Origin of the sequence: Pseudomonas sp. PDM17, from assembly GCF_014851985.1 — a bacterium.
In the GTDB taxonomy this organism is placed as follows: domain Bacteria; phylum Pseudomonadota; class Gammaproteobacteria; order Pseudomonadales; family Pseudomonadaceae; genus Pseudomonas.
Genome location: NZ_JACVAT010000005.1, coordinates 235608 through 256689, shown reverse-complemented (window position 1 = coordinate 256689; position 21082 = coordinate 235608). Strand labels below are relative to the sequence as shown.

Sequence of the window (21082 nt, the reverse complement as noted above, 5' to 3'; positions counted from 1 at the left end):
GGCGAATTCAGTAGTTGAAGGTCTTCACCAGCACCAGATCACCGATGGTGCGCATCGGCACCACGAAGGTCTCGCGCTTCTCGTTGACGGTATTTTCGTTGAACACCAGGTTGATCTCGGCGGTGATCACGTCCTGCTCGTGGTTACCCTCCTGGAAGTTGTAACCCTGGCTGGCGTTGTAGTTGCCCCAGTAGTTCACGTAGACCAGGTAGGTACCGTGCAACGGCGCGGCCATGGTGAACATTTCCGGGCCGGGACCGTCGACGCCATCGGGGTCGAGGCCGCCGCCGTTGCTCAGGCGCGGCCGCGCCCAGAAGGCATGCTGGCCGTCGGGCGTGACGATATGCAGGTCGAGCTCGGCCTTGGGGTCGTTCCAGCCCAGCGCCAGGCGCAGGCGCGGCGCGACCCGGTGGTTGTTGGCTTCGTAGAACTGGATGCGCTTGAGGGATTTGCCCTCGGCGCTGGCCACCTCGACGCTGTTGCTGCCGGCGCCGAAGTTGTACGGACGGACGAACTTGCCTTCGCCGTCGGTATAGAGAGGGAGCGGGTTGCCGTTGACCACCAGGCGCTGGGCGCGGTCGACACCGGCCACTTCGCGCAGATGGCCTTCGATCAGGCTGCGGCCACGGGAACCGCCCCGGTCGATGGGCGGCGTGGGATAGGCCACACGGGGCACGCTGGGATCATCGGTCAGGCCCGAATAGCGCCAGCCGGCGGCAGGGCTGGAGAGGTCCGCACCCGGCTCGGCAGCGACCGTCGCAGCCAGGAGACTGGCTGACAGAAAAAAGACGGCACGAACCATCCGACGCGTGAGCTGCATGAACATTCCTTGATCGTGCATAGCGGGGGGAGCCAAATGTAACCGGTCTTGTCGACGCGCGGAACGGCGTTCGCGCGGCGTTGCGACTCAGGGCGATCTTTCGGAAATTTCCTACAAACTGAATAGCCTTTTGCGCAACACCCATTGGAAGAATCTCGACTTCCCCCGAGTCACATCCAGCCGCCCCACTGCAGGACGAAGATGCCGATGTTGGTCGTCAGCGCCGCCACCAGGGTAGTGATGACGATGATCGACGCCGCCAGTTCGTGGTTGCCGTTGGCCGCACGGGCCATGACATAGCTGGCCGCTGCCGTGGGGCTGGCGAAATAGAGGAACAGCACGCCCAGTTCGGCGCCGCGGAAGCCCAATGCCCAGGCGACGGAGGTGCAGATCAGCGGCAGCCAGACCATCTTCATCAGGCTCGCGCTGATCGCCAGCCCGCCGCTTTCGCGCAACGAGGCCAGCGACAGGGTGCCGCCGATACACACCAGCGCCAGCGGCAGGGTCATCTGGGCGAAGTAGTCAGCGGAGGTCAGCAGCCACTTCGGCAGGCCGATACCGAACCAGGAGAACGGCAGCGCCGCCAATACGCTGATGATCAGCGGATTGCAGATGACATTGCGGGCGATGCTCAGCGGGTCGGACTTCATGCTCGGGCTGTAGATCGCCAGCACCACCGAGGACAGCGTGTTGTAGCAGAGGATCACCAGCGCAGCGAGGACCGAGCCCAGCGCCAGGCCGTGGTCGCCATAGAGGCTGGTGGCCAGCGCCAGACCGATGATGCCGTTGTTGCCCCGGAACGAGCCCTGCACATAGACGCCGCGCTCCTCGCGCGGCACCCGCCAGGCCGCCCAGCCCCAGGCCAGCAAGAAGCCCACCAGGGTCGCCGCGCAGAAGTACAGCAGCACTTCCGGGCGCGCCGCACTGTGCAGGTCGGAGTGGTAGATGCCGAGGAACAGCATCGCCGGCATGGTGGCGTTGAACACCAGCGCCGACGCCGTCTGGATGAATTCCGGGTTGATCGCCCCCACGCGGCGCAGCAGCACTCCGAGGAACAGCATGGCGAAGACCGGGGCGGTGATGCTGAAGGTCTGGAGCAGAAGTGCGAGCATGGGGCGGGAGGGTCTGGGCGGTGGGGGCGACAATCATAGCAAGCTAAGTACCCACCGCGCCGGGGCAAATCAGGCTTCGGCTTCCTCTTCGCGCACCGGAGCCGGCAGTTCCAGCGGCCTGGGAGATTCGCCGTCGGCCAGGCGGGTCAGCTTGCCGTCCACGGTGGCGCCGTTTTCCATGCTCAGCTGACGGTACTGGATGTTACCGACCACCCGCGCGTTGGAGTGCAGTTCCAGCAGGTGCTCGACATAGAGGTCGCCGATGATGGTGCCGTCGATCAGCGCGTCGTAGCTGCTGACGTTGCCTTCGATCCGCCCTTCCGCACTGAGCGCCAGCAGGCTGGCTGCGCCGGGCTTGTGGCAGACGTTGCCCTTCACCGTGCCGAGGATCTTCAGGCCGTCCTGGAACTGCATGTCGCCGACCAGATCGACATTGCCCGAAAGCAGGCTGGAGAACTTGTCCACCGACACCTGCGGGCCCTTCTTCTTGCTGTTGCTGAACATCGCAATTCCTCGCGCGTACTACTTGCCAGGTTTCTGCTGGCGGAAGAAGGCCAGCTCGGTCTTGAGTTTCTTGATTTCGGCGGACATCGCGTCGATCCGCAGCATCAACTGCTCGCGGTTGGCGCGCTCCTCTTCGGCTTGCAGGCGCTTTTCATCCAGCGCCTGCGTCAGCTCGGCGTTCTGCGTTTCGAGCGTATCGATGCGCTCGCGTACCTGGCCGTCGTCACGGGCACGCAGTTGCCAGCCACCCAGTGCGAGGGCTGCCAGCACGATTAGCACCAACGCCGTCCAGCCCAGCCAGGCGAAGCCACGGGGAACGTGGGGGCGGTGCTCGGCGCGCAGCAGCTGGCGAGTGGAAGGCCGTTTAGTCCGTGGCCAGGCCATCGCTGTCGATCTCCATGCCGCCCAGGGAAAGGAAGTTCTGCGGGTCGACGAATTCGCCGTGGTAGAGCACTTCGAAGTGCAGGTGCGGGCCGGTGGAACGCCCTGTGGAGCCGACTTTGGCGATTTCCTGGCCTGGCAGAACGACGTCGCCGACCTTCACCAACAGCTTGGAAGCGTGGGCATAGCGGGTCACCAGGCCATTGCCATGGTCGATCTCCACGCGATTGCCATAGGATGCGTGGCGGCCGGAAACGATCACCCGGCCACCGGCGGCGGCATGGATGGGGCTGCCGATGGGCGCCGAGAAGTCCTGGCCGGAATGGAACGCCAAGTGGCGGTTGAACGGATCGACGCGATTGCCGAAGGGCGAACCCAGGCGCGCCTGCTCCATCGGGCGGCGCGCGGGAATGGCCATGAAATCGGCGTTGCGCCGGGCCACCTGATCCATCAGCAGGTCGAAGACCCGGCGCAGGCACTTGGCCGATTGCTCGTTGCGCTCGAGGTCGGCGGCCGATGCGGGCAGCGGGTCGACGCAGGCCCGAGGCGGCAGCAGGATGCCACCTTCGTTGCGGGTGGAACCTGACTTGCTCTTGGGGGTGGGCACCAGCTCGGGGTCGACCCTGGACAGCTTGCGGGCGATTTCCTCATGGCTGTCGACAGCCTTGAGCAGGTAGTCCGCATCCTTTTCCAGGACCTGCAGGCGGCCGGTCAGCTCGCCGATGCGCTCGGCGGCAAAACGCTCGCCGGACTCATCCGGCGCTTCGTCGGCCTGCGCCACCGGCACCATCACCGGCTCGGTCTGGCCCCGCCCGAGCCACAGCCCGCCAGCGAAGGCGACCGTGGCGAGGACCAGCGATAGACAGGCGGCGCCCAGCACATACCGGCGCGTGTCGACCAGGCGCAGGTCCGAGCGGGTCAGGGCTTGCCGTGAGGGGGAAAGGGATTTCATGGCGGTACCGTTGGAATGCATTCGGCCCGGCGGATGGCCGCCGGGGGTGCACAGGGTACCTGTTCTTGAAAACTTCGCAGCGGCTAAACACTGAAAAATGTAAATAAATAAGAAGAAATCATCCCGTCTGAGAAGACTTTCAGATGTTTCCCACTAACACGATCACATTAATCCAGTGAATCAAACTGCCACTACGCCGGCAAAACGGACTCGATCTCCTGCAAACGATGCTCTTCCAGACGCAGTTGGCGCGGGTGGAAGCGCTTCAGGCTGACCCGGTGACCAATGCTGACCAGGGTCACGTCCGGCAATTGGTCAAGCAGCACCTGATAGAGCGCGGCCTCGTCGGTTTCATCCAGCGCGGAGGTGGCTTCGTCGAGGAACAGCCACTGCGGTGCATAGAGCAGCGCGCGGGCGATGGCCAGGCGCTGCTGCTCGCCCGGGGAGAGCACGCGCTGCCAGTGATCGGCGTCCTCCAGACGCGGCACCAGAGAATCCAGGCGGCACAGGTGCAGCACCTGCTTCAACTGCTCGGGGGCATGGCGATCACCTGACTCCGGATAACAGAGCGCCTCGGCCAGAGTGCCGATGGGCAGGTAGGGTTTCTGCGGGACGAACAGGCTGCGTGCGTCGGGCATCTGCACCACGCCGCTGCCGTAGCGCCACAGGCCACTCATGGCGCGCAACAGGGTGCTTTTGCCGCCTCCGGAAGGGCCGCCGATCAGCACGTGCTCGCCGGGGTTCAGCTCCAGACTGGTGGGCTGCAGCAGTTCGCGGCTGTTGCCCAGGCTCAGGGTGAGGTTGTGCAGTTGCAGGTTGTCACCGGTCTTGCGCACGTCGATGTTGGCAGACTCGTGTGCCGTCTCGTCCATGGTCTCGCGGAAGCTCAGCAGACGGTCGCAGGTGGCGCGCCAGCTGGCGAGGCTGGCATAAGCGTCGATGAACCAGCTCAGGCCGTCCTGCACGTTGCCGAAGGCGGAGTTGATCTGCATGAGTTCGCCCAGCTGGATCTGCCCGGAGAAATAGCGCGGTGCGGCGACGATGAAGGGGAACACGGTGGCGATCTGGGCATAACCGGAGCTGAAGAAGGTCAGGCGTTTCTGCACCTTCATCAGCTCCCAGAAGTTGCCCCAGACATTGCGGAAGCGCCCCATCAACCGGTTGCTTTCGTTGGCCTCGCCGTTGTACAGGGCGATGCTCTCGGCGTTCTCGCGCACCCGCACCAGGCCGAAACGCAGATCCGCCTCGTAGCGTTGCTGGCGATTGTTCAGGCCGATCAGGCGGCGTGCGATGAGGTGGGTCAGCCAGCTGCCGACCGCAGCGTAGAGCAGGGCCGCCCAGAACATGTAACCGGGGATGTTGATGCCGAAGAGTTCGATGCTGCCGGACACGCCCCAGAGAATGACCGAGAAGGACACCAGGCTGACGATGTTGCGGATCAGCCCCAGACCAAGGGTCAGGGTGGTGTCGGTGAAGCTGTTGAGATCTTCGGAAAGACGCTGGTCGGGGTTGTCGGTGTGCCCGCGCTGCTCCAGGCGGTAGTAGTTCTTGTCGCCCAGCCAGGCGGCGAAGTGCTTCTCCGTGAGCCAGCGGCGCCAGCGGATGGTGAGCATCTGCGTGAGATACAGCCGGTACACCGCCGTGAGGATGAACACTGCGGCGATGCCGCAGAACATCAGCATCAGGTGGATGAAGCTCTTCAGGTCCTTGTTCTGCAGGGCGTTGTAGAAGTCGCGGTACCAGCTGTTGAGCCAGACGCTGAGGGCCACGCCGATCAGCGACAGCGCGATCACCACGATCAGCAGCAGCCAGGCCATGCCCTTCTCTTCGCTGCGCCAGTAGGGCGCGGTGAGCTGCCAGACTCGGTGGAAGAAGCGGCTGCGAACGGCGTCGTTCGCGGCCCGGTATTCGGCGCTGTCGGTCATGGGGTCGGCTCGCACGGCTGGAAATAAAAAGGAGCGCTCATTGGCGCTCCTTTGTCTTATTGATCGCTTAACGCCTCACCGGGCGTTTCTGCAGCTTACGTTGCAATGTGCGCCGGTGCATACCCAGCGCTCGGGCGGTCGCGGAGATGTTGCCGTCATGTTCGGCAAGCACGCGCTGGATATGTTCCCACTGCAGGCGGTCGACCGACATGGGGTTTTCCGGCACCAGGGATTCCAGGTCGGCATGTTGCGACAACAGCGCGGTGAGTACGTCGTCGGCATCGGCCGGCTTGCACAGGTAGTTGGTGGCGCCGCGCTTGATGGCCTCCACCGCGGTGGCGATGCTGGAATAGCCGGTGAGGATCACCACGCGCATCTCGGCATCGAGCTCGAGCAGCTTGGGCAGCAGCACCAGGCCGGAGTCGCCGTCCATCTTCAGGTCCAGCACGGCGTAGTCGGGCAGATCTTCCTTGGCCATGGCCAGGCCTTCCTCGGCGGAGCCGGCGACCGACACCCGCAACCCGCGACGGGTCATGGCGCGGGCCATGACGCGGGTAAAGGTGGCATCGTCGTCCACCAGCAGCAGGTGGGGCTGCTCTTCGCCTTCGAACAGGATCTCTTCGCTCATGGTACTTCCTCGCGGGCGCGGCTCTCAGGCCACGCCATAGCTTCTGGGCAGACGCAACTCGGTCAGAGTGCCGCCATCTTCATGGTTATACAACTTCACCGTTCCACCCGCGCGGGTCACGCTGGCCTGACTGAGGAACAACCCCAGGCCAAAGCCCTTGCCCTTGGTGGTGAAGAACGGCTTGCCGAGCTGTTCGGCAATGGCCAGCGGCACGCCCGGGCCCTGGTCGCGGATGCTCAGGCAGATTTCTCCGGCATCCCAGTCCAGGCGGATGTCCAGATCGTCCGGACAGGCGTCCGTCGCATTATTCAGAAGATTCAGCAGCGCCTGACTCAAGTCGGTCGGCGGCGTCATCCGCGGCGCTTTGCCCTTGCCCAGCGTCTGGTAGCGATAGCTCGCCTCGGGGCGCATCAGGTGCCAGCGACGCAGCACCGACTCGACCCATTCGTTGGCGCCCTGCTCTTCCACCGCCTGGCGACGATCCGCCTCGGCGGCGCGTACCAGGTGCTGAAGAGTGGTCTTGCAGAGCTTGACCTGCTCCTGCAGCAGGGCGAGATCTTCCTGCAACATCGGCTGGTCCGCATTGGTCTGGCGCAACTCCTTGAGCAATACGCTCATGGTCGCCAGCGGCGTGCCCAGCTCATGGGCAGCGCCGGCGGCCTGGGTGGCAACGGCCAGCAGCTGCTGGTCGCGCATGCCTTCCTCGCGGCGTTGCGCCTGCAGTTGCTCCTGCCGGCGTAGCGACTCGGACATGCGGGCGACGAAGAAGGTAATCAGCGCGGCGGCCAGTGCGAAGCTCAGCCACATGCCGTAGATCAGCAGGTTGTCGCGCTGCCCGGCAGCCATCTCCAGCGGGTGGAACCACACCAGCAGCACCGTGTAGCTGGCCAGCGCAAGGCCGGCCAGGGCGATGGTGTACAGCCACGGCAAGGTCGCTGCGGCGATGGTCAGCGGCACCAGGTAATAGGAGACGAAGGGGTTGCTCGAACCGCCCGAGTAATAGAGCAGCACGCTGTGGATGACCAGGTCGCAGGCGAGCTGGACGGCGTACTCGAGCTCGGTGACCGGCCACGGACCGCGCAGGCGCAGCGCAGTACCCAGGCACAGCACGAGGGAGACGCCGATGGTCACGCCGAGCGCCAGCCAGGGCAGCTGGATCAGCTGGGCCTTGTAGGCGAGCCCGACGGAACCGGCCTGGGCGGCAAGGACGAGAATACGGATGAGCGTCAGATGCAGAAGGTTCTGACGACTGGCGGACAGCTGGAAAACCGGTGGGCGCATGGTGAATTCCGGAATTTGCGCGAGTATAGCCAAGAGCCCCCTCCCCTTAATGCGGCATAGCGCCACAGCATACTCCAGCGCGCCCTGTGACGGCCGCCCCAGCCCGAAACAATTGGTGACATCGGTCATTAACCCGAATCCGAACCCTTCCTCGTCAAAGGGTCTGACAGTTCTCGCCACTGCCTCTACTAAGCTGTGGCCCGGACATTTTCTGGAGCAAGGAGTCATCCATGTCTGTACTGAAGAAACCCTTCACCGCCATCGCCGCCGCCATCGCCCTGTGCGCCACCAGCCTGGGAGCCCTGGCAGACGAACCTCGCTACAACCAGGTTTCGCTGCGCGCCGAGGTCAGCCAGGAAGTCGCCCACGACCTGATGCACGTGACCCTGTTCAGCGAAGGCCAGGGCACCGACCCGGCCAAGCTCGCCGCCGAGACCACCACCGCGATGAACGCGGCGGTCGAGCAGGCCCGCAAGGTGAAAGGCGTGACTGTCAGCCTGGGCAGCCGCAGCAGCTACCCGGTGTATGACGACAAGGGACAGAAGATCACCGCCTGGCGCGAGCGCGCGGAAATCCGCCTGGAAAGCACCGACTTCGCCGCCCTCTCCCAGCTCAGTGCCGACCTGCTGGGCAAGCTGAAGATGGGCAGCATGAACTTCAGCATCGCCGACGCCACCCGCGCGAAGAATGAGGACGCGATGATGAAAGGCGCCGTGGATGCCTTCAAGGCCCGCGCCCAGGTCCTCACCGACGCGCTCGGCGGCAAGGGTTACAAGCTGGTCAGCCTCAGCCTGAACACCTCCGGCGCGCCGCACCCCATGCCGGTGATGCGCATGGCGGCGATGAAGGCCGATAGCTACGGCGGCGCCCCAGCGCAGGAAATCGAAGCCGGCACCAGCCAGGTCACCGTCAGCGCCGATGGCACGATCGAGGTGCAGATGCCGTAACACCTACGCTCTCCTCCAGCGCGGCGCCTCCTTCGGACCGGGGCGCCGCCACCCGACCGCGCGGTTCCCATTGTCGAAATTGCGACATTCCCTTGCACCCGCGTCACAACTTCTACACTCACCCCGGTCGACCGCTTGCGCCCGGCATGTGCCGTGCATAGCTTCACGCAACGCAGCTCACGAGGCTGCCCCTCGATGACAACCAGAATAAACAGAGGTCCGTATGCGTAAGAACGCCGTCATCCGCTCCATGATTGCCGCTGGGCTGATCGCCAGCGCCCCGCTCGCCCACGCCGCCAACAACCTGGTCTACTGCTCCGAAGGCAGCCCCGCGGGCTTCGACCCCGGCCAGTACACCACCGGCACCGATTTCGACGCCTCGGCCGAGACGGTCTTCAACCGCCTCACCCAGTTCGAGCGCGGCGGCACCCAGGTCATCCCGGGCCTGGCGGAAAAGTGGGAAGTATCCGATGACGGCAAGACCTACACCTTCCACCTGCGTTCCGGCGTGAAGTTCCACACCACCGAGTACTTCAAGCCGACCCGCGAGTTCAACGCCGACGACGTGCTGTTCACCTTCAACCGCATGCTCGACAAGAACCATCCGTTCCGTAAGGCGTACCAGACCGAATTCCCCTACTTCACCGACATGGGCATGGACGCGAACATCGCCAAGGTGGAGAAGGTCGACGACCACACCGTCAAGTTCACCCTCAACGAAGTCGACGCCGCGTTCATCCAGAACCTGGCCATGAGCTTCGCCTCGATCCAGTCCGGCGAATACGCCGACCAGTTGCTCAAGCAGGGCAAGGCCGCCGATATCAACCAGAAGCCGATCGGCACCGGTCCGTTCGTGTTCAGTCGCTACCAGAAGGACGCGATGATCCGCTTCAAGGCCAACCCGGACTACTGGAACAAGGGCGAGGTGAAGATCGACAACCTGATCTTCGCCATCAACACCGACGCCTCGGTGCGCATGCAGAAGCTCAAGGCCAACGAGTGCCAGATCACCCTCTTCCCGCGCCCGGCCGACCTGGAAGCGCTGAAGAAGGATGCGAACCTGAACATGCCGTCGCAGCCAGGCTTCAACCTTGGCTACATCGCCTACAACGTCCTGCACAAGCCGTTCGATAAGCTTGAAGTGCGCGAGGCGCTGGACATGGCGGTGAACAAGAAGGCGATCATCGACGCCGTCTACCAGGGTGCCGGCCAGCTGGCCGTGAACGGCATGCCGCCAACCCAGTGGTCCTACGACGACACCATCAAGGACGCCGGCTACAACCCGGAAAAGGCCAAGGAACTGCTGAAGAAGGCCGGCGTGGCCGAAGGCACCGAGATCACCCTTTGGGCCATGCCGGTGCAGCGCCCCTACAACCCCAACGCCAAGCTGATGGCCGAGATGCTGCAGTCCGACTGGGCCAAGGTCGGTATCAAGGCGAAGATCGTCACCTACGAGTGGGGCGAGTACATCAAGCGCGCCAAGGGCGGCGAGCACGACGCCATGCTGATCGGCTGGAGCGGCGATAACGGTGACCCGGACAACTGGCTGGGTACCCTCTACGGCTGCGACGCCGTGGATGGCAACAACTTCTCCAAGTGGTGCGACCCGGCCTACGACAAGCTGATCAAGGATGCCAAGCGCACCCCCGACCAAGCCAAGCGCACCGAGCTGTACAAGCAGGCCCAGCACATACTCAAGGAGCAGGTGCCGATCACCCCGATCGCCCACTCCACGGTGTACCAACCGATGCGCAAGACGGTGCAGGACTTCAAGATCAGCCCGTTCGCGCTGAACTCGTTCTACGGCGTCAGCGTAGGCAAGTAAGGCCAGCGGCCGCCGGGTGTCCCGGCGGCCCTTTCTTCCGGCAGCCGCCGTGCGCAATGCGCTCATCCGCCTGACCCTCGCCAGCCTGCTCGGCTGCGCGCCGGCATTCGGCCAATCCCTGGTGGTCTGCACCGAGGCCAGCCCGGAAGGGTTCGACATCACCCAGTACACCGCCGCCACCACCGCCGATGCTTCGGCGGAGACCGTCTTCGAGCGCCTGGTGCAGTTCGCCCCCGGCAGCACCCGCGTGGTGCCCGCGCTGGCCCAGAGCTGGGAGATCAGCGACGACGGCCTGCAGTACACCTTCGCCCTGCGCCAGGGCGTGAAATTCCACAGCACCGACTACTTCACCCCGACCCGCGACTTCGACGCCGACGATGTGCTCTGGAGCTTCCAGCGCCAGCTCGACCCGAAACATCCGTGGAACAAGCTGGCCCCGCGCGGCTTCCCCTATGCCGAGGCGATGGGCCTGCCCGGCCTGATCAGCGCGGTGGAAAAGCTTGACGACCACCACGTGCGCTTCACCCTCAGGCACCCCGAGGCGCCCTTCCTTGCCGACCTCGCCATGGGCTTCGCCTCTATCTATTCCGCCGAATACGGCGACCTGCTGCTGGCCGCCGAGAAGGCCGACCAGTTGAACAACCTGCCCATCGGCACCGGGCCCTTCGTCTTCCAGCGCTACCAGAAGGACGCCCAGGTGCGCTTCAACGCCAACCCCGACTACTGGGGCGGCAGGCCGAAGATCGACCGCCTGCTGCTGGCGATCACTCCTGATCCAAACGTGCGTATCCAGAAGGTCAAGGCCGGCGACTGCCAGATCGCCGTCTACCCCAAGCCCACCGACATCCCCGCGCTGCGCCAGGACCCGAAGCTGATGATCGAGGAACTGGACTCGCTGCTGGTCGCCTATGTCGGCATCAATACCCGGCACAAGCCGCTGGACGACGTGCGCGTGCGCCAGGCGATCAACCTCGTCTTCGATCGCGACGCCTACCTGCGCGCGCAATTCGGCGATGGCGCCGCAACGCTGGCTGTGGCGCCTTATCCGCCGACACTGTGGGGTTCCGATCCGCAACTCAAGGTCTGGCCTCACGATCCGTCGCGGGCAAAACAGCTGCTGGATGAAGCGGGCATCAAGCCCGGCCTGAAACTGTCGATCTGGACCCGCCCCGGCGGCGGGCCGACCAACCCCAACCCCGGCATCGGCGCGCAGATGCTGCAGAACGACCTGGGGCAGATCGGCATCCAGGCGGACATCCGCGTGTTCGAATGGGGCGAGCTGATCAAACGCGCCAAGCAGGGCGAGCACGACCTGATTTTCATGGGCTGGGCCGGCGACAACGGCGATCCGGACAACTTCCTGACACCGAACCTTTCCTGCGCCGCCGCCAAGAGTGGCGAGAACCAGGCGGGCTGGTGCAACGCGGAGTTCGACGAACTGCTGCGCAAGGCCCGCGCCATCACCGATCAGGAAGCCCGGGCGGGCCTCTACCGCCAGGCCTTGGCGATCTACCAGCGCGAGGCACCGTGGATCGCCCTGGCCTACCCGAAGCAGTTCGCCGTGGTACGGCCGGGCGTGAGCGGTTTCACCCTGAGCCCGCTGGGGTCGAACAACTTCTCGCGGGTTGAAGTCGCGCCCTGACTTTAGGAGCGCGCCATGCGCGCGATCGCTGGCATGGCCCGCTCCTGGACCAAACTACAGGCATCCAGGCCGAACGGATCGTCCACTGAATGACTCGGCTGGGTGAACCAGCGCGGACCTTCCGCCGTCATGTAGAAGTGGTCCTCCAGACGGATCCCGAACTCCCCCGGCACACAGATCATCGGCTCGTTGCTGAAGCACATGCCGACATCCAGCGGCGTCCTGTCGCCGCGCACCAGGTACGGCCCCTCGTGGATATCCAGACCGATACCGTGGCCGGTGCGGTGCGGCAATCCGGGCAGCGCGTAATCCGGCCCTAGGCCGCCGGCCTCCAGGCAACGGCGGGCCGCGGCATCCACCTGCTCGCAGGGCTCACCCAGTACAGCGGCATCGAACGCAGCCTGCTGCGCGGCCTTCTCCAGGTTCCACAGCTCGCGCTGGCGCGCGCTGGGCGAGCCGAACACGTAGCTGCGGGTGATATCCGAGTTGTAGCCGAACAGCTGGCAGCCCGTGTCGATCAGTACCATGTCGCCTTCCCGCAACGGGCGCGGTTGGCGCACGCCGTGGGGGAAGGCGCTGTCCTCGCCGAACAGCACGATGCAGAAGGTCGAACCCGGTGCGCCGACCTTCCGGTGCGCCGCCTCGATGAAGCGCGTCGCCTCGATGGTGGTAATACCTCCGCGCAGGATGCTCGCAGCGGCCTTGTGGACTTCCAGGGTCATGTCCTTCGCCCGCTGCATCAGCGCCAGCTCCGCCGGCGACTTGCAGCGCCGGCACTCCTCGATCAGCGCACCGGCGTCCACCAGTTGCAGCTTGCTCGTCGCCTGGCGCAGGCGCTCGAACATGCCGAACGGCAGGCTGTGGGAAAGACCGACCCGCGCGCCGTCATGCACCTCGATCTCCGCCAGCATTCCGGCCAACAGGGTGAACGGGCTTTCATGCTCGGCCCAAACGCAGATGCTGCCGGGCAGCACCTGCAGCTCACGCACAGTGCCTTCCTCGAAGGCCGGGGCGATGTAGCGCACTTCGCCCCGCGCGGGCACCAGCGCGCCCACCAGGCGTTCGCTGGGGCTCCACTTCAGGCCGGTGAAATAGACCAGCGTGCTGCCGGCATCGACGAATACCGCCGAGATTTCCCGCGCCTGCATCAACTGCTGCAGCTGCGCGATGCGCGCCTGGTACTCCTCGAGCGCAATGGGGCGAGCGCCGGCCGTCATGACCTGCAATTTCGCCAGCGCCTGCTCGGGGCTCACGCCCCCAACTCCCAATGTCATGCGACTCTCCCGAGGAATGGAATGAAACGACATGAAATTTAAGCAGCACTGAAATTTCCGGTCAAAGGCTTTTCGGTGTCCTGCCTTCTTGCGGCCGATTTTCCGTCCGCTGATGGCTCGATGCTTTCACCGGGCGACGACACTGGTATGCTGCCGGCGTCCCACAAGAGCCTTGCCAATGTCCGCAGATCGTATCGGAGAACGCCTGCGCCGTTATCGGCGCGCAGCGAAGAAGACCCTGAACCAGGTGGCCGCCGAATCCGGCCTGACCGCCAGTTTCCTGTCCCAGGCCGAGCGCAATCTCACTGGCGTCTCGCTGTCCTCCCTGGCCAGCATCGCCAAGGCGCTGGACGTACCGCTCAACGCCCTCTTCGATTCTCCGCAGCAGATCCCGCCGGACTCGCACCAGGGCGAGCGCGTGCGCTACACCATCGAAGGCCAGCCGCTGAGCTACGAGCGGCTGTCCAGCAGCTTCCCCGGCAACCAGCTGAACGCGGTGAAGGTGACTGTCCCGGTGGGCTACGAATCCGAACTGATCACCCATGACGGCTCGGAATTCGCCTACGTCCTCACCGGGCGTATCGCCTACGACATCGATGGCCACACCTATCCGCTGGGCCCTGGCGACTCCGTACACTTCGACTCCGGCAAGCGTCATTGCCTGCGCAATGTCGGCGACAGCGTGGCGGAAATGCTCACCGTCACCACCCTTCCGCTGTTCGGCGAACATCCCGCCACCTGATTCACAGACTGCCAAAATTTTCAGTACCACTGAATTTTAAGTTGAACTTAATTTCAGCCTGACTTAACTTCGGCGCGGCGTGGCCGGGCACAGCCCGACCATGAATGGATAGGCCTTATCCGGACCAGTCCGACCAGGCCGGCTGCAAACCCATCGGTTCGCCGGCCCCTCAGAAAAACAAGAATGAGGTCAGGCAATGCGCAAGATGCGACGTAATCCCCTGCACGCACTCGCCTTCGGCGGGCTGCTGCTCGCCGGCTCCGCGGCCCAGGCCGCCTCCAGCCTGGTGTACTGCTCCGAAGGCAGCCCGGCGGGCTTCGACCCCGGCCAATACACCACCGGCACCGATTACGACGCCACCTCGGAAACCCTGTTCAATCGCCTCGTGCAGTTCCAGCGTGGCGGCACCGAAGCTCAGCCAGCCCTCGCGCAAAGCTGGGAAACCTCCGCCGACGGCAAGACCTGGACCTTCCACCTGCGCCCGGGTGTGAAGTTCCACACCACCGACTACTTCAAGCCGACCCGCGAATTCAACGCCGATGACGTGCTGTTCACCTTCAACCGCATGCTCGACAAGGAGCAGCCGTTCCGCAAGGCGTACCCCACCGAGTTCCCGTACTTCACCGACATGGGCCTGGATCGCAACATCGCCAGGGTCGGCAAGGTCGACGAGCACACCGTGACCTTCACCCTGAACGAAGTCGACGCGGCCTTCGTGCAGAACCTGGCGATGAACTTCGCGGTGATCCAGTCCGCCGAATACGCCGACCAGTTGCTCAAACAGGGCAAGCCCGGCGAGATCAACCAGAAGCCCATCGGCACCGGTCCGTTCGTGTTCAGCCGCTACCAGAAGGACGCGATGATCCGCTTCAAGGGCAACAAGGATTACTGGAAGCCCGAGGACGTGAAGGTCGACAACCTGGTCTTCGCCATCAATACCGACGCCTCGGTGCGCATGCAGAAGCTCAAGGCCGGCGAATGCCAGATCACCCTGAACCCGCGCCCGGCGGACCTCGAGGCGCTGAAGCAGGACCCGAACCTGAACATGCCGTCACAGCCAGGCTTCAACCTCGGCTACCTGGCCTACAACGTCACCCACGCTCCGCTGGACAAGACCGATGTGCGCCGCGCGCTGGACATGGCGCTGAACAAGCAGGCGATCATCGACGCGATCTACCAGGGCGCCGGCCAGCTGGCGGTGAACGCGATGCCGCCGACCCAGTGGTCCTATGACCAATCGATCAAGGGCCAGGCCTACGATCCGGAGCAGGCCAGGGCGCTGCTGAAGCAAGCCGGCGTGGCCGAAGGAACCGAGATCACCCTCTGGGCGATGCCCGTGCAACGCCCGTACAACCCCAACGCCAAGCTGATGGCCGAGATGATCCAGGCCGACTGGGCCAAGGTCGGCATCAAGGCGAAGATCGTCACCTATGAGTGGGGCGAGTACATCAAGCGTGCCCATGCCGGCGAGCATGACGCCATGCTGTTCGGCTGGACCGGCGACAACGGTGATCCGGACAACTGGCTGGGCACCCTCTACGGCTGCGATTCGGTGAGCGGCAACAACGTCTCCAAGTGGTGCAACGCCGACTACGACAAGCTGGTGCGCCAGGCCAAGGCCACCACCGACCACGACCAGCGAGTAGCCCTGTACCAAAAGGCCCAGCAACTCCTCGCGCAGCAGTTGCCGATCAGCCCCATCGCCCACTCCACCGTCTACCAGCCCATGCGCAAATCGGTGCAGGGTTTCCTGATCAGCCCCTTCGGGCGCAACTCCTTCTACGGCGTGGCCAACCAGCCCTGATCGCCGACCCGACACTGGCGGCCGCGGCCGCCTGAACGCCAGCCCGGCACAGACCGGGAGGCACATCCCGTCTTCCCCTCCGCCTGCCGGCTCCCCCATCTCTCCGATGGGCGGAGGGGATGCATTCGTTGCTAGGAAAACCGACAACAACAAGGAGCAACTCATGCAGCATCACGTATTCACCCGCACGCTTCTGGCACTCGCCGTCCTGGGCGCCCCGCTGGGCCAGGCATTCGCCGACGAGGACGATCTGCCCCCAGACGAAACCCGCCGCGCCAGCGAAGTGGTGGTCAAGGGCCAGGCCGGCGCGAAAGGCTTCGTCGAAGGCCAGAGCCTGACCTTCAGCACCCGCAACTTCGCCGCCCGCGAGCAGATGAAGGACAGTTTCCACTTCAACATCAAGAAGGACGGCTATACCGAGCCGACCCACAGCCGCTACACCTGGACCCAGGGCAGCCAGCTCAAGTACAGCTCCGGCTACACCCAGGGCACCGTGGGCGTCGGCCTGGACGCCTCCGCCTTCAACGAGATCGCCCTGGAACGCGGCCACGGACGCATCGCTGGCGGCGGTACGCGCACCCTGACCGACAGCGACGGAGATGCCGTGCCGCAGTGGTCGAAGATGGGCGTGGCCAACCTGAAGCTGCGCGCCTCCAACACCGAGCTGCGCGCGGGTCGCCAGCAGACCGAGACCCCGGTCTTCAACATCAACGACAACCGCGCCCTGCCCTCGTCCTTCGATGGCGTCAGCCTCCTCAGCGAAGAGCTGGAAGGCCTGCAGGTCCAGGCTGGCAGCTTCACCCGCGCCAGCCCGCGCACCGGCGCAGGCAGCGAACGCCTGACCACCGAGTACGGTGCGCAGGACTTTTCCGGCAGCCACTTCAGCTACCTGGGCGGCAGCTACCAGGCGATGAAGGAACTGAAGCTCACCGCTTACGGCGCGCACTTCGAAGACATCTGGAACCAGTACTACTTCGGCGCGTCCCACGACCTGGGCGACCCATCCAGCCTGGCGCTGAATACCAGCCTGAACTACTACCACACCGGCGACACCGGCGAGCGCAAGGCCGGCTACATCGACAACGATGCCTACAGCCTCGCCTTCACCCTCACCCACGGCGCCCATGCCGTGCTACTGGGCTGGCAGCAGATCCGTGGCGACGAGTACTTCGACTACGTGCACGAGACTGCGGCCATCTACCTGGCCAACTCCCTGCTCTCCGACTACAACGGTCCCAACGAAAAGTCCCTGCAGCTGCGCTACAGCACCGACTGGGCGGCCTTCGGCGTGCCCGGCCTGACCACCATGGCGTGGTACGCCAAGGGCTGGGGTATCGACGGCACCCACTACGACGGCGACCGCAACGGCGTGAGCGGCTACAACGTGCGCGCCATGGACGACGAGAAGCACCACGAGCTCGGCCTCTCCACCGGCTACACGCTGCAGGACGGCCCGCTCAAGAGCAGCAGCTTCCGCGTGACCTACATGAAGCACCTGGCGAGCCAGAATCAGGCGGACGGCAGCGTCAACGAGATCCGCCTGGTCAGCAACTTCCCGTTCAACCTGCTGTAAGGAGAACCGGCATGCCCATCCCGCGTCTGATCCCCCTTCTGCTCGCGCTCGGCAGCGGCACCGCCCTGGCGCAGAACCTGGTGGTCTGCACCGAAGCAAGCCCGGAAGGGTTCGACATCGTCCAGTACACCGGCGCGGTCACCGCCGATGCCAGCGGCCAGACCGTCTTCAATCGCCTGGCCGACTTCCGCCCCGGCACCACCGAAGTGGTGCCTTCGCTGGCGCAAAGCTGGGAGGTCAGCCCCGACGGGCTGACCTACACCTTCCACCTGCGCCCGGACGTGAAGTTCCATACCACCGACTACTTCAAGCCCACCCGCGCCCTCAACGCCGACGACGTGCTCTGGACCTTCCAGCGTCCACTGGACCCGAAGCACCCCTGGCATGCATCGTCCGCACGCGGCTATGCCTACTTCGACGCCATGGGCATGCGCGAATTGATCAAGTCGGTGGAAAAGCTCGACGACCTCACCGTGCGCTTCACCCTGAACCACCCGGAGTCGCCGTTCCTGGCCGACATGGCGATGGACTTCGCCTCCATCTACTCGGCCGAGTACGGCGACCAGTTGCTGGCCGCCGGCAAGCAGGGCCAGCTCAACAACCTGCCCATCGGCACCGGGCCCTTCGTCTTCAACCGCTACGCCAAGGACGCCCAGGTTCGTTTCCGCGCCAACCCGGACTACTTCGGCGGCAAGCCGAAGATCGACAACCTGATCTTCGCCATCACCCCGGATTCCAATGTCCGACTACAGAAGATCCGCCGCAACGAGTGCCAGATCGCGCTCTACCCCAAACCGTCGGACGTGCCTGGCCTCGAACAGGACAAGAACCTGGCAGTGGACAGCATCGACGCGCTGCTCACCACCTATGTGGCCCTGAACACCCGGCACAAACCGCTGGACGACGTGCGAGTGCGCCAGGCCATCAATCTGGCGTTCGACAAGAAGGCCATGCTGGATGCCGTCTACGGGAATGGTGCGGCTACGCCGGCCATCAACCCGTACCCCGCCACCCTGCTGGGTTACAACAACGACATCCAGGACTGGCCGCACGATCCGGAGCGCGCCAGGGTGCTGCTCAAGGAAGCAGGCGTGGAGAATCTCAAGCTGACCCTGTTCACCCGCAACGGCAGCTCCTCGACCATCCCCAATGCGGCGCAAATGGCACAGATGCTGCAGTCGGATCTGGCCAAGGTAGGCATCACGCTGGAGATCCGCACCCTGGAATTCGGTGAGCTGATCAAGCGCATCAAGGCCGGCGAGCACGATCTCTCGCTCTATGGCGGCTGGGCCGGCGACAACGGCGACCCGGACAACTTCCTCTCGCCCAACCTGAGCTGTGCGGCGGCGAAATCAGGCGAAAACCATGCTTTCTGGTGCGATCAGGGCTTCGAATCGCTGATCCAGGAAGCTCGCCAGACCAGCGACAACGCAAAACGGGCGGAACTTTACAAAAAGGCGACATCCATATTCCACGAGCAGGCCCCATGGATTCCCCTGGCACATCCTAAGCTGTTCAATGTGCGCCGCAGCACTGTCTCGGGCTACACCATCAGCCCACTGACAAAAAACAACTTCGCCGACGTTCAGATCCAGTAACCGGCAAAGTCATAAGAAACCGGCGCCCGTCGTGATCCGACGGGTAGCCGCTCGGTGAGGAGCCCCCAACCACCATGCTCAGTTTCATCGCACGTCGATTCGGTCTGCTGATCCCGACCTTCTTCGGCGTCACCCTGCTGACCTTCGCGCTGATCCGCCTGATTCCGGGCGACCCCGTGGAAGTGATGATGGGTGAACGCCGCGTCGATCCGCAGATGCATGCCGAGGCCATGCACCGCCTGGGGCTCGACAAGCCCCTCTACCAGCAGTACCTCGACTACGTCGGCAACCTCGCCCAGGGCAACCTCGGCGAGTCGCTGACCACCCGCGACAGTGTCTGGCACGAGTTCCTCACCCTGTTCCCCGCCACCCTCGAGCTGTCCCTGGCTGCCCTGCTGTTCGCCGGCGTCTTCGGCCTGCTCGCCGGGGTGATCGCCGCCTTGAAGCGAGGCTCGCTGTTCGACCACGGGGTGATGACCATCTCCCTGGCCGGCTACTCGATGCCGATCTTCTGGTGGGGCCTGATCCTCATCATGCTGTTCTCCGTTTCCCTGGGCTGGACGCCGGTTTCCGGGCGTCTGGACCTGCTCTACGACATCGAGCCGAAGACCGGCTTCATGCTCATCGACACGCTGCTGTCGGATGAAGAAGGCGCCTTCATGGACGCCGTGCGCCACCTGATCCTGCCGGCCATCGTGCTGGGCACCATCCCGCTGGCGGTGATCGCCCGGATGACCCGCTCCTCGATGCTCGAAGTACTGCGCGAGGACTACGTGCGCACCGCCCGCGCCAAGGGCCTGTCGCCGGCCCGCGTGGTGTTCGTGCACGCCCTGCGCAACGCCATGATCCCGGTACTCACCGTGTTCGGCCTGCAGGTCGGCACGCTGCTCGCCGGTGCGGTGCTGACCGAGACCATCTTCTCCTGGCCCGGCATCGGCAAGTGGCTGATCGACGCCATCGGCCGCCGCGACTACCCGGTGGTGCAGAACGGCATCCTGCTGGTGGCAACCCTGGTGATCCTGGTGAACTTCATCGTGGACATCCTCTACGGCCTCGCCAACCCACGCATCCGTCATCAACGCTAACCGGAGCCGACGCCATGAATGCCAACGCCAAAGCTCCCGCCAGCGACCCGAGCCTGGTCTACCCGTCCCCGCTGAAAGAATTCTGGCATGCCTTCTCGCGCAACAAGGGCGCGGTCGGCGGCCTCCTGTTCATGCTGGTCATCGTGTTCTGCGCGCTGTTCGCGCCGTGGGTCGCGCCCCATGACCCAAGCGAGCAGTTCCGCGACTTCCTGCTCACCCCGCCGCTGTGGCTCGAAGGCGGCAACTCGCAGTTCCTGCTGGGCACCGACGAACTGGGCCGCGACCTGCTCTCGCGCCTGATGCACGGCGCGCGCCTGTCGCTGATGATCGGCCTGACCTCGGTGCTGATCTCGATGATCCCCGGCATCTTCCTCGGCCTGCTCGCCGGCTTCTCGCCGACCCGCCTGGGCCCGGTGATCATGCGCCTGATGGACATCATGCTGGCCCTGCCCTCGTTGCTGCTGGCGGTGGCCATCGTCGCCATCCTCGGCCCGGGCCTGATCAACACCGTGATCGCCATCGCCATCGTTTCGCTGCCGGCCTATGTGCGCCTGACCCGCGCCGCCGTGATGGGCGAGTTGAACCGCGACTACGTCACCGCCTCACGTCTGGCCGGTGCCGGCACCCTGCGTCTGATGTTCGTCACCGTGCTGCCCAACTGCATGGCGCCGCTGATCGTGCAGGCCACCCTGAGCTTCTCCTCGGCGATCCTCGACGCCGCCGCACTGGGCTTCCTCGGGTTGGGTGTACAGCCGCCGACGCCCGAGTGGGGCACCATGCTGGCCTCCGCGCGCGACTATATCGAGCGCGCCTGGTGGGTCGTCTCGCTGCCCGGCCTGACCATCCTGCTCAGCGTGCTGGCAATCAACCTGATGGGCGACGGCCTGCGCGATGCGCTGGACCCGAAGCTGAAGAACGCGGCGTGAGGACAGTGACCATGCACAGCCTCAAGATCGCCAACGACAACAAGAAAAGCCTGATGGAGACCG

18 protein-coding genes are annotated in these 21082 nt (G+C 64.6%); 9 read left to right on the top strand and 9 right to left on the bottom strand.

The window, feature by feature from the left end:
• Positions 1 to 7 precede the first annotated feature (7 nt).
• From IB256_RS19405 to IB256_RS19370, 8 genes are all read right to left on the bottom strand, one after another.
• Positions 8 to 802, bottom strand: a complete 795-nt coding sequence (locus IB256_RS19405; RefSeq protein WP_225601869.1) for a YfaP family protein — start codon at positions 800 to 802, stop codon at positions 8 to 10.
• Between the two features lie 188 nt (positions 803 to 990).
• Positions 991 to 1932 (bottom strand): AEC family transporter, encoded by a 942-nt coding sequence (locus IB256_RS19400; protein WP_192290055.1) that lies wholly within the window; start codon positions 1930 to 1932, stop codon positions 991 to 993.
• A gap of 69 nt (positions 1933 to 2001) precedes the next feature.
• Positions 2002 to 2436, bottom strand: coding sequence for a bactofilin family protein (locus IB256_RS19395; RefSeq protein ID WP_192290057.1), 435 nt, complete (start codon positions 2434 to 2436; stop codon positions 2002 to 2004).
• 18 nt (positions 2437 to 2454) lie between these two features.
• Positions 2455 to 2820 (bottom strand): hypothetical protein, encoded by a 366-nt coding sequence (locus tag IB256_RS19390; RefSeq protein ID WP_225601846.1) that lies wholly within the window; start codon positions 2818 to 2820, stop codon positions 2455 to 2457.
• Positions 2801 to 3769 (bottom strand): M23 family metallopeptidase, encoded by a 969-nt coding sequence (locus IB256_RS19385; protein ID WP_192290059.1) that lies wholly within the window; start codon positions 3767 to 3769, stop codon positions 2801 to 2803. Before IB256_RS19385 ends, IB256_RS19390 begins: the two co-directional genes overlap by 20 nt.
• A 191-nt stretch (positions 3770 to 3960) precedes the next feature.
• Positions 3961 to 5694 carry an ABC transporter ATP-binding protein/permease gene (locus tag IB256_RS19380; RefSeq protein ID WP_192403726.1) on the bottom strand — a complete coding sequence of 578 codons (1734 nt, stop codon included), beginning with the start codon at positions 5692 to 5694 and terminating at the stop codon, positions 3961 to 3963.
• Between the two features lie 67 nt (positions 5695 to 5761).
• Positions 5762 to 6322, bottom strand: a complete 561-nt coding sequence (locus IB256_RS19375; protein WP_081517431.1) for a response regulator transcription factor — start codon at positions 6320 to 6322, stop codon at positions 5762 to 5764.
• 24 nt (positions 6323 to 6346) lie between these two features.
• On the bottom strand, positions 6347 to 7603 hold the full coding sequence (locus IB256_RS19370) for an ATP-binding protein (protein WP_045209553.1): 1257 nt from the start codon (positions 7601 to 7603) through the stop codon (positions 6347 to 6349).
• A 230-nt stretch (positions 7604 to 7833) separates the two neighbouring features.
• On the opposite strand from IB256_RS19370, the gene IB256_RS19365 reads away from it, so the two are divergent.
• The 3 genes from IB256_RS19365 (at position 7834) to IB256_RS19355 (ending at position 12017) form a co-directional block, all read left to right on the top strand.
• Positions 7834 to 8550, top strand: a complete 717-nt coding sequence (locus tag IB256_RS19365; protein ID WP_192290063.1) for an SIMPL domain-containing protein — start codon at positions 7834 to 7836, stop codon at positions 8548 to 8550.
• Between the two features lie 223 nt (positions 8551 to 8773).
• Entirely contained in the window at positions 8774 to 10375 is a 1602-nt protein-coding gene (locus IB256_RS19360) for an ABC transporter substrate-binding protein (RefSeq protein WP_192403724.1), read from the top strand.
• Positions 10376 to 10424: 49 nt separating this feature from the next.
• Positions 10425 to 12017, top strand: coding sequence for an ABC transporter substrate-binding protein (locus tag IB256_RS19355; RefSeq protein ID WP_192403722.1), 1593 nt, complete (start codon positions 10425 to 10427; stop codon positions 12015 to 12017).
• A 2-nt stretch (positions 12018 to 12019) separates the two neighbouring features.
• Here the strand turns inward: IB256_RS19355 and IB256_RS19350 are convergent, their stop codons facing one another.
• Positions 12020 to 13291, bottom strand: a complete 1272-nt coding sequence (locus IB256_RS19350; protein ID WP_192403720.1) for a M24 family metallopeptidase — start codon at positions 13289 to 13291, stop codon at positions 12020 to 12022.
• A gap of 178 nt (positions 13292 to 13469) precedes the next feature.
• Here IB256_RS19350 and IB256_RS19345 point away from each other — a divergent pair, with 178 nt between their 5' ends.
• The 6 genes from IB256_RS19345 to IB256_RS19320 all read left to right on the top strand — a co-directional run bounded on the left by IB256_RS19345 (position 13470) and on the right by IB256_RS19320 (position 21019).
• Positions 13470 to 14033, top strand: coding sequence for a helix-turn-helix domain-containing protein (locus tag IB256_RS19345; protein ID WP_081517427.1), 564 nt, complete (start codon positions 13470 to 13472; stop codon positions 14031 to 14033).
• 196 nt (positions 14034 to 14229) lie between these two features.
• Positions 14230 to 15837, top strand: a complete 1608-nt coding sequence (locus IB256_RS19340) for an ABC transporter substrate-binding protein (protein ID WP_192403718.1) — start codon at positions 14230 to 14232, stop codon at positions 15835 to 15837.
• Between the two features lie 163 nt (positions 15838 to 16000).
• Entirely contained in the window at positions 16001 to 17410 is a 1410-nt protein-coding gene (locus IB256_RS19335; RefSeq protein WP_192403715.1) for an OprD family porin, read from the top strand.
• Between the two features lie 11 nt (positions 17411 to 17421).
• A complete protein-coding gene (locus IB256_RS19330) occupies positions 17422 to 19008 on the top strand; it encodes an ABC transporter substrate-binding protein (protein ID WP_192290073.1) in 1587 nt (528 codons plus the stop codon).
• 74 nt (positions 19009 to 19082) lie between these two features.
• Positions 19083 to 20093 carry an ABC transporter permease subunit gene (locus IB256_RS19325; RefSeq protein ID WP_045209546.1) on the top strand — a complete coding sequence of 337 codons (1011 nt, stop codon included), beginning with the start codon at positions 19083 to 19085 and terminating at the stop codon, positions 20091 to 20093.
• A 14-nt stretch (positions 20094 to 20107) separates the two neighbouring features.
• Positions 20108 to 21019: an ABC transporter permease subunit gene (locus IB256_RS19320; RefSeq protein WP_081517424.1), complete on the top strand. Its 912-nt coding sequence runs from the start codon at positions 20108 to 20110 to the stop codon at positions 21017 to 21019.
• The last annotated feature ends 63 nt before the right edge of the window (positions 21020 to 21082 follow it).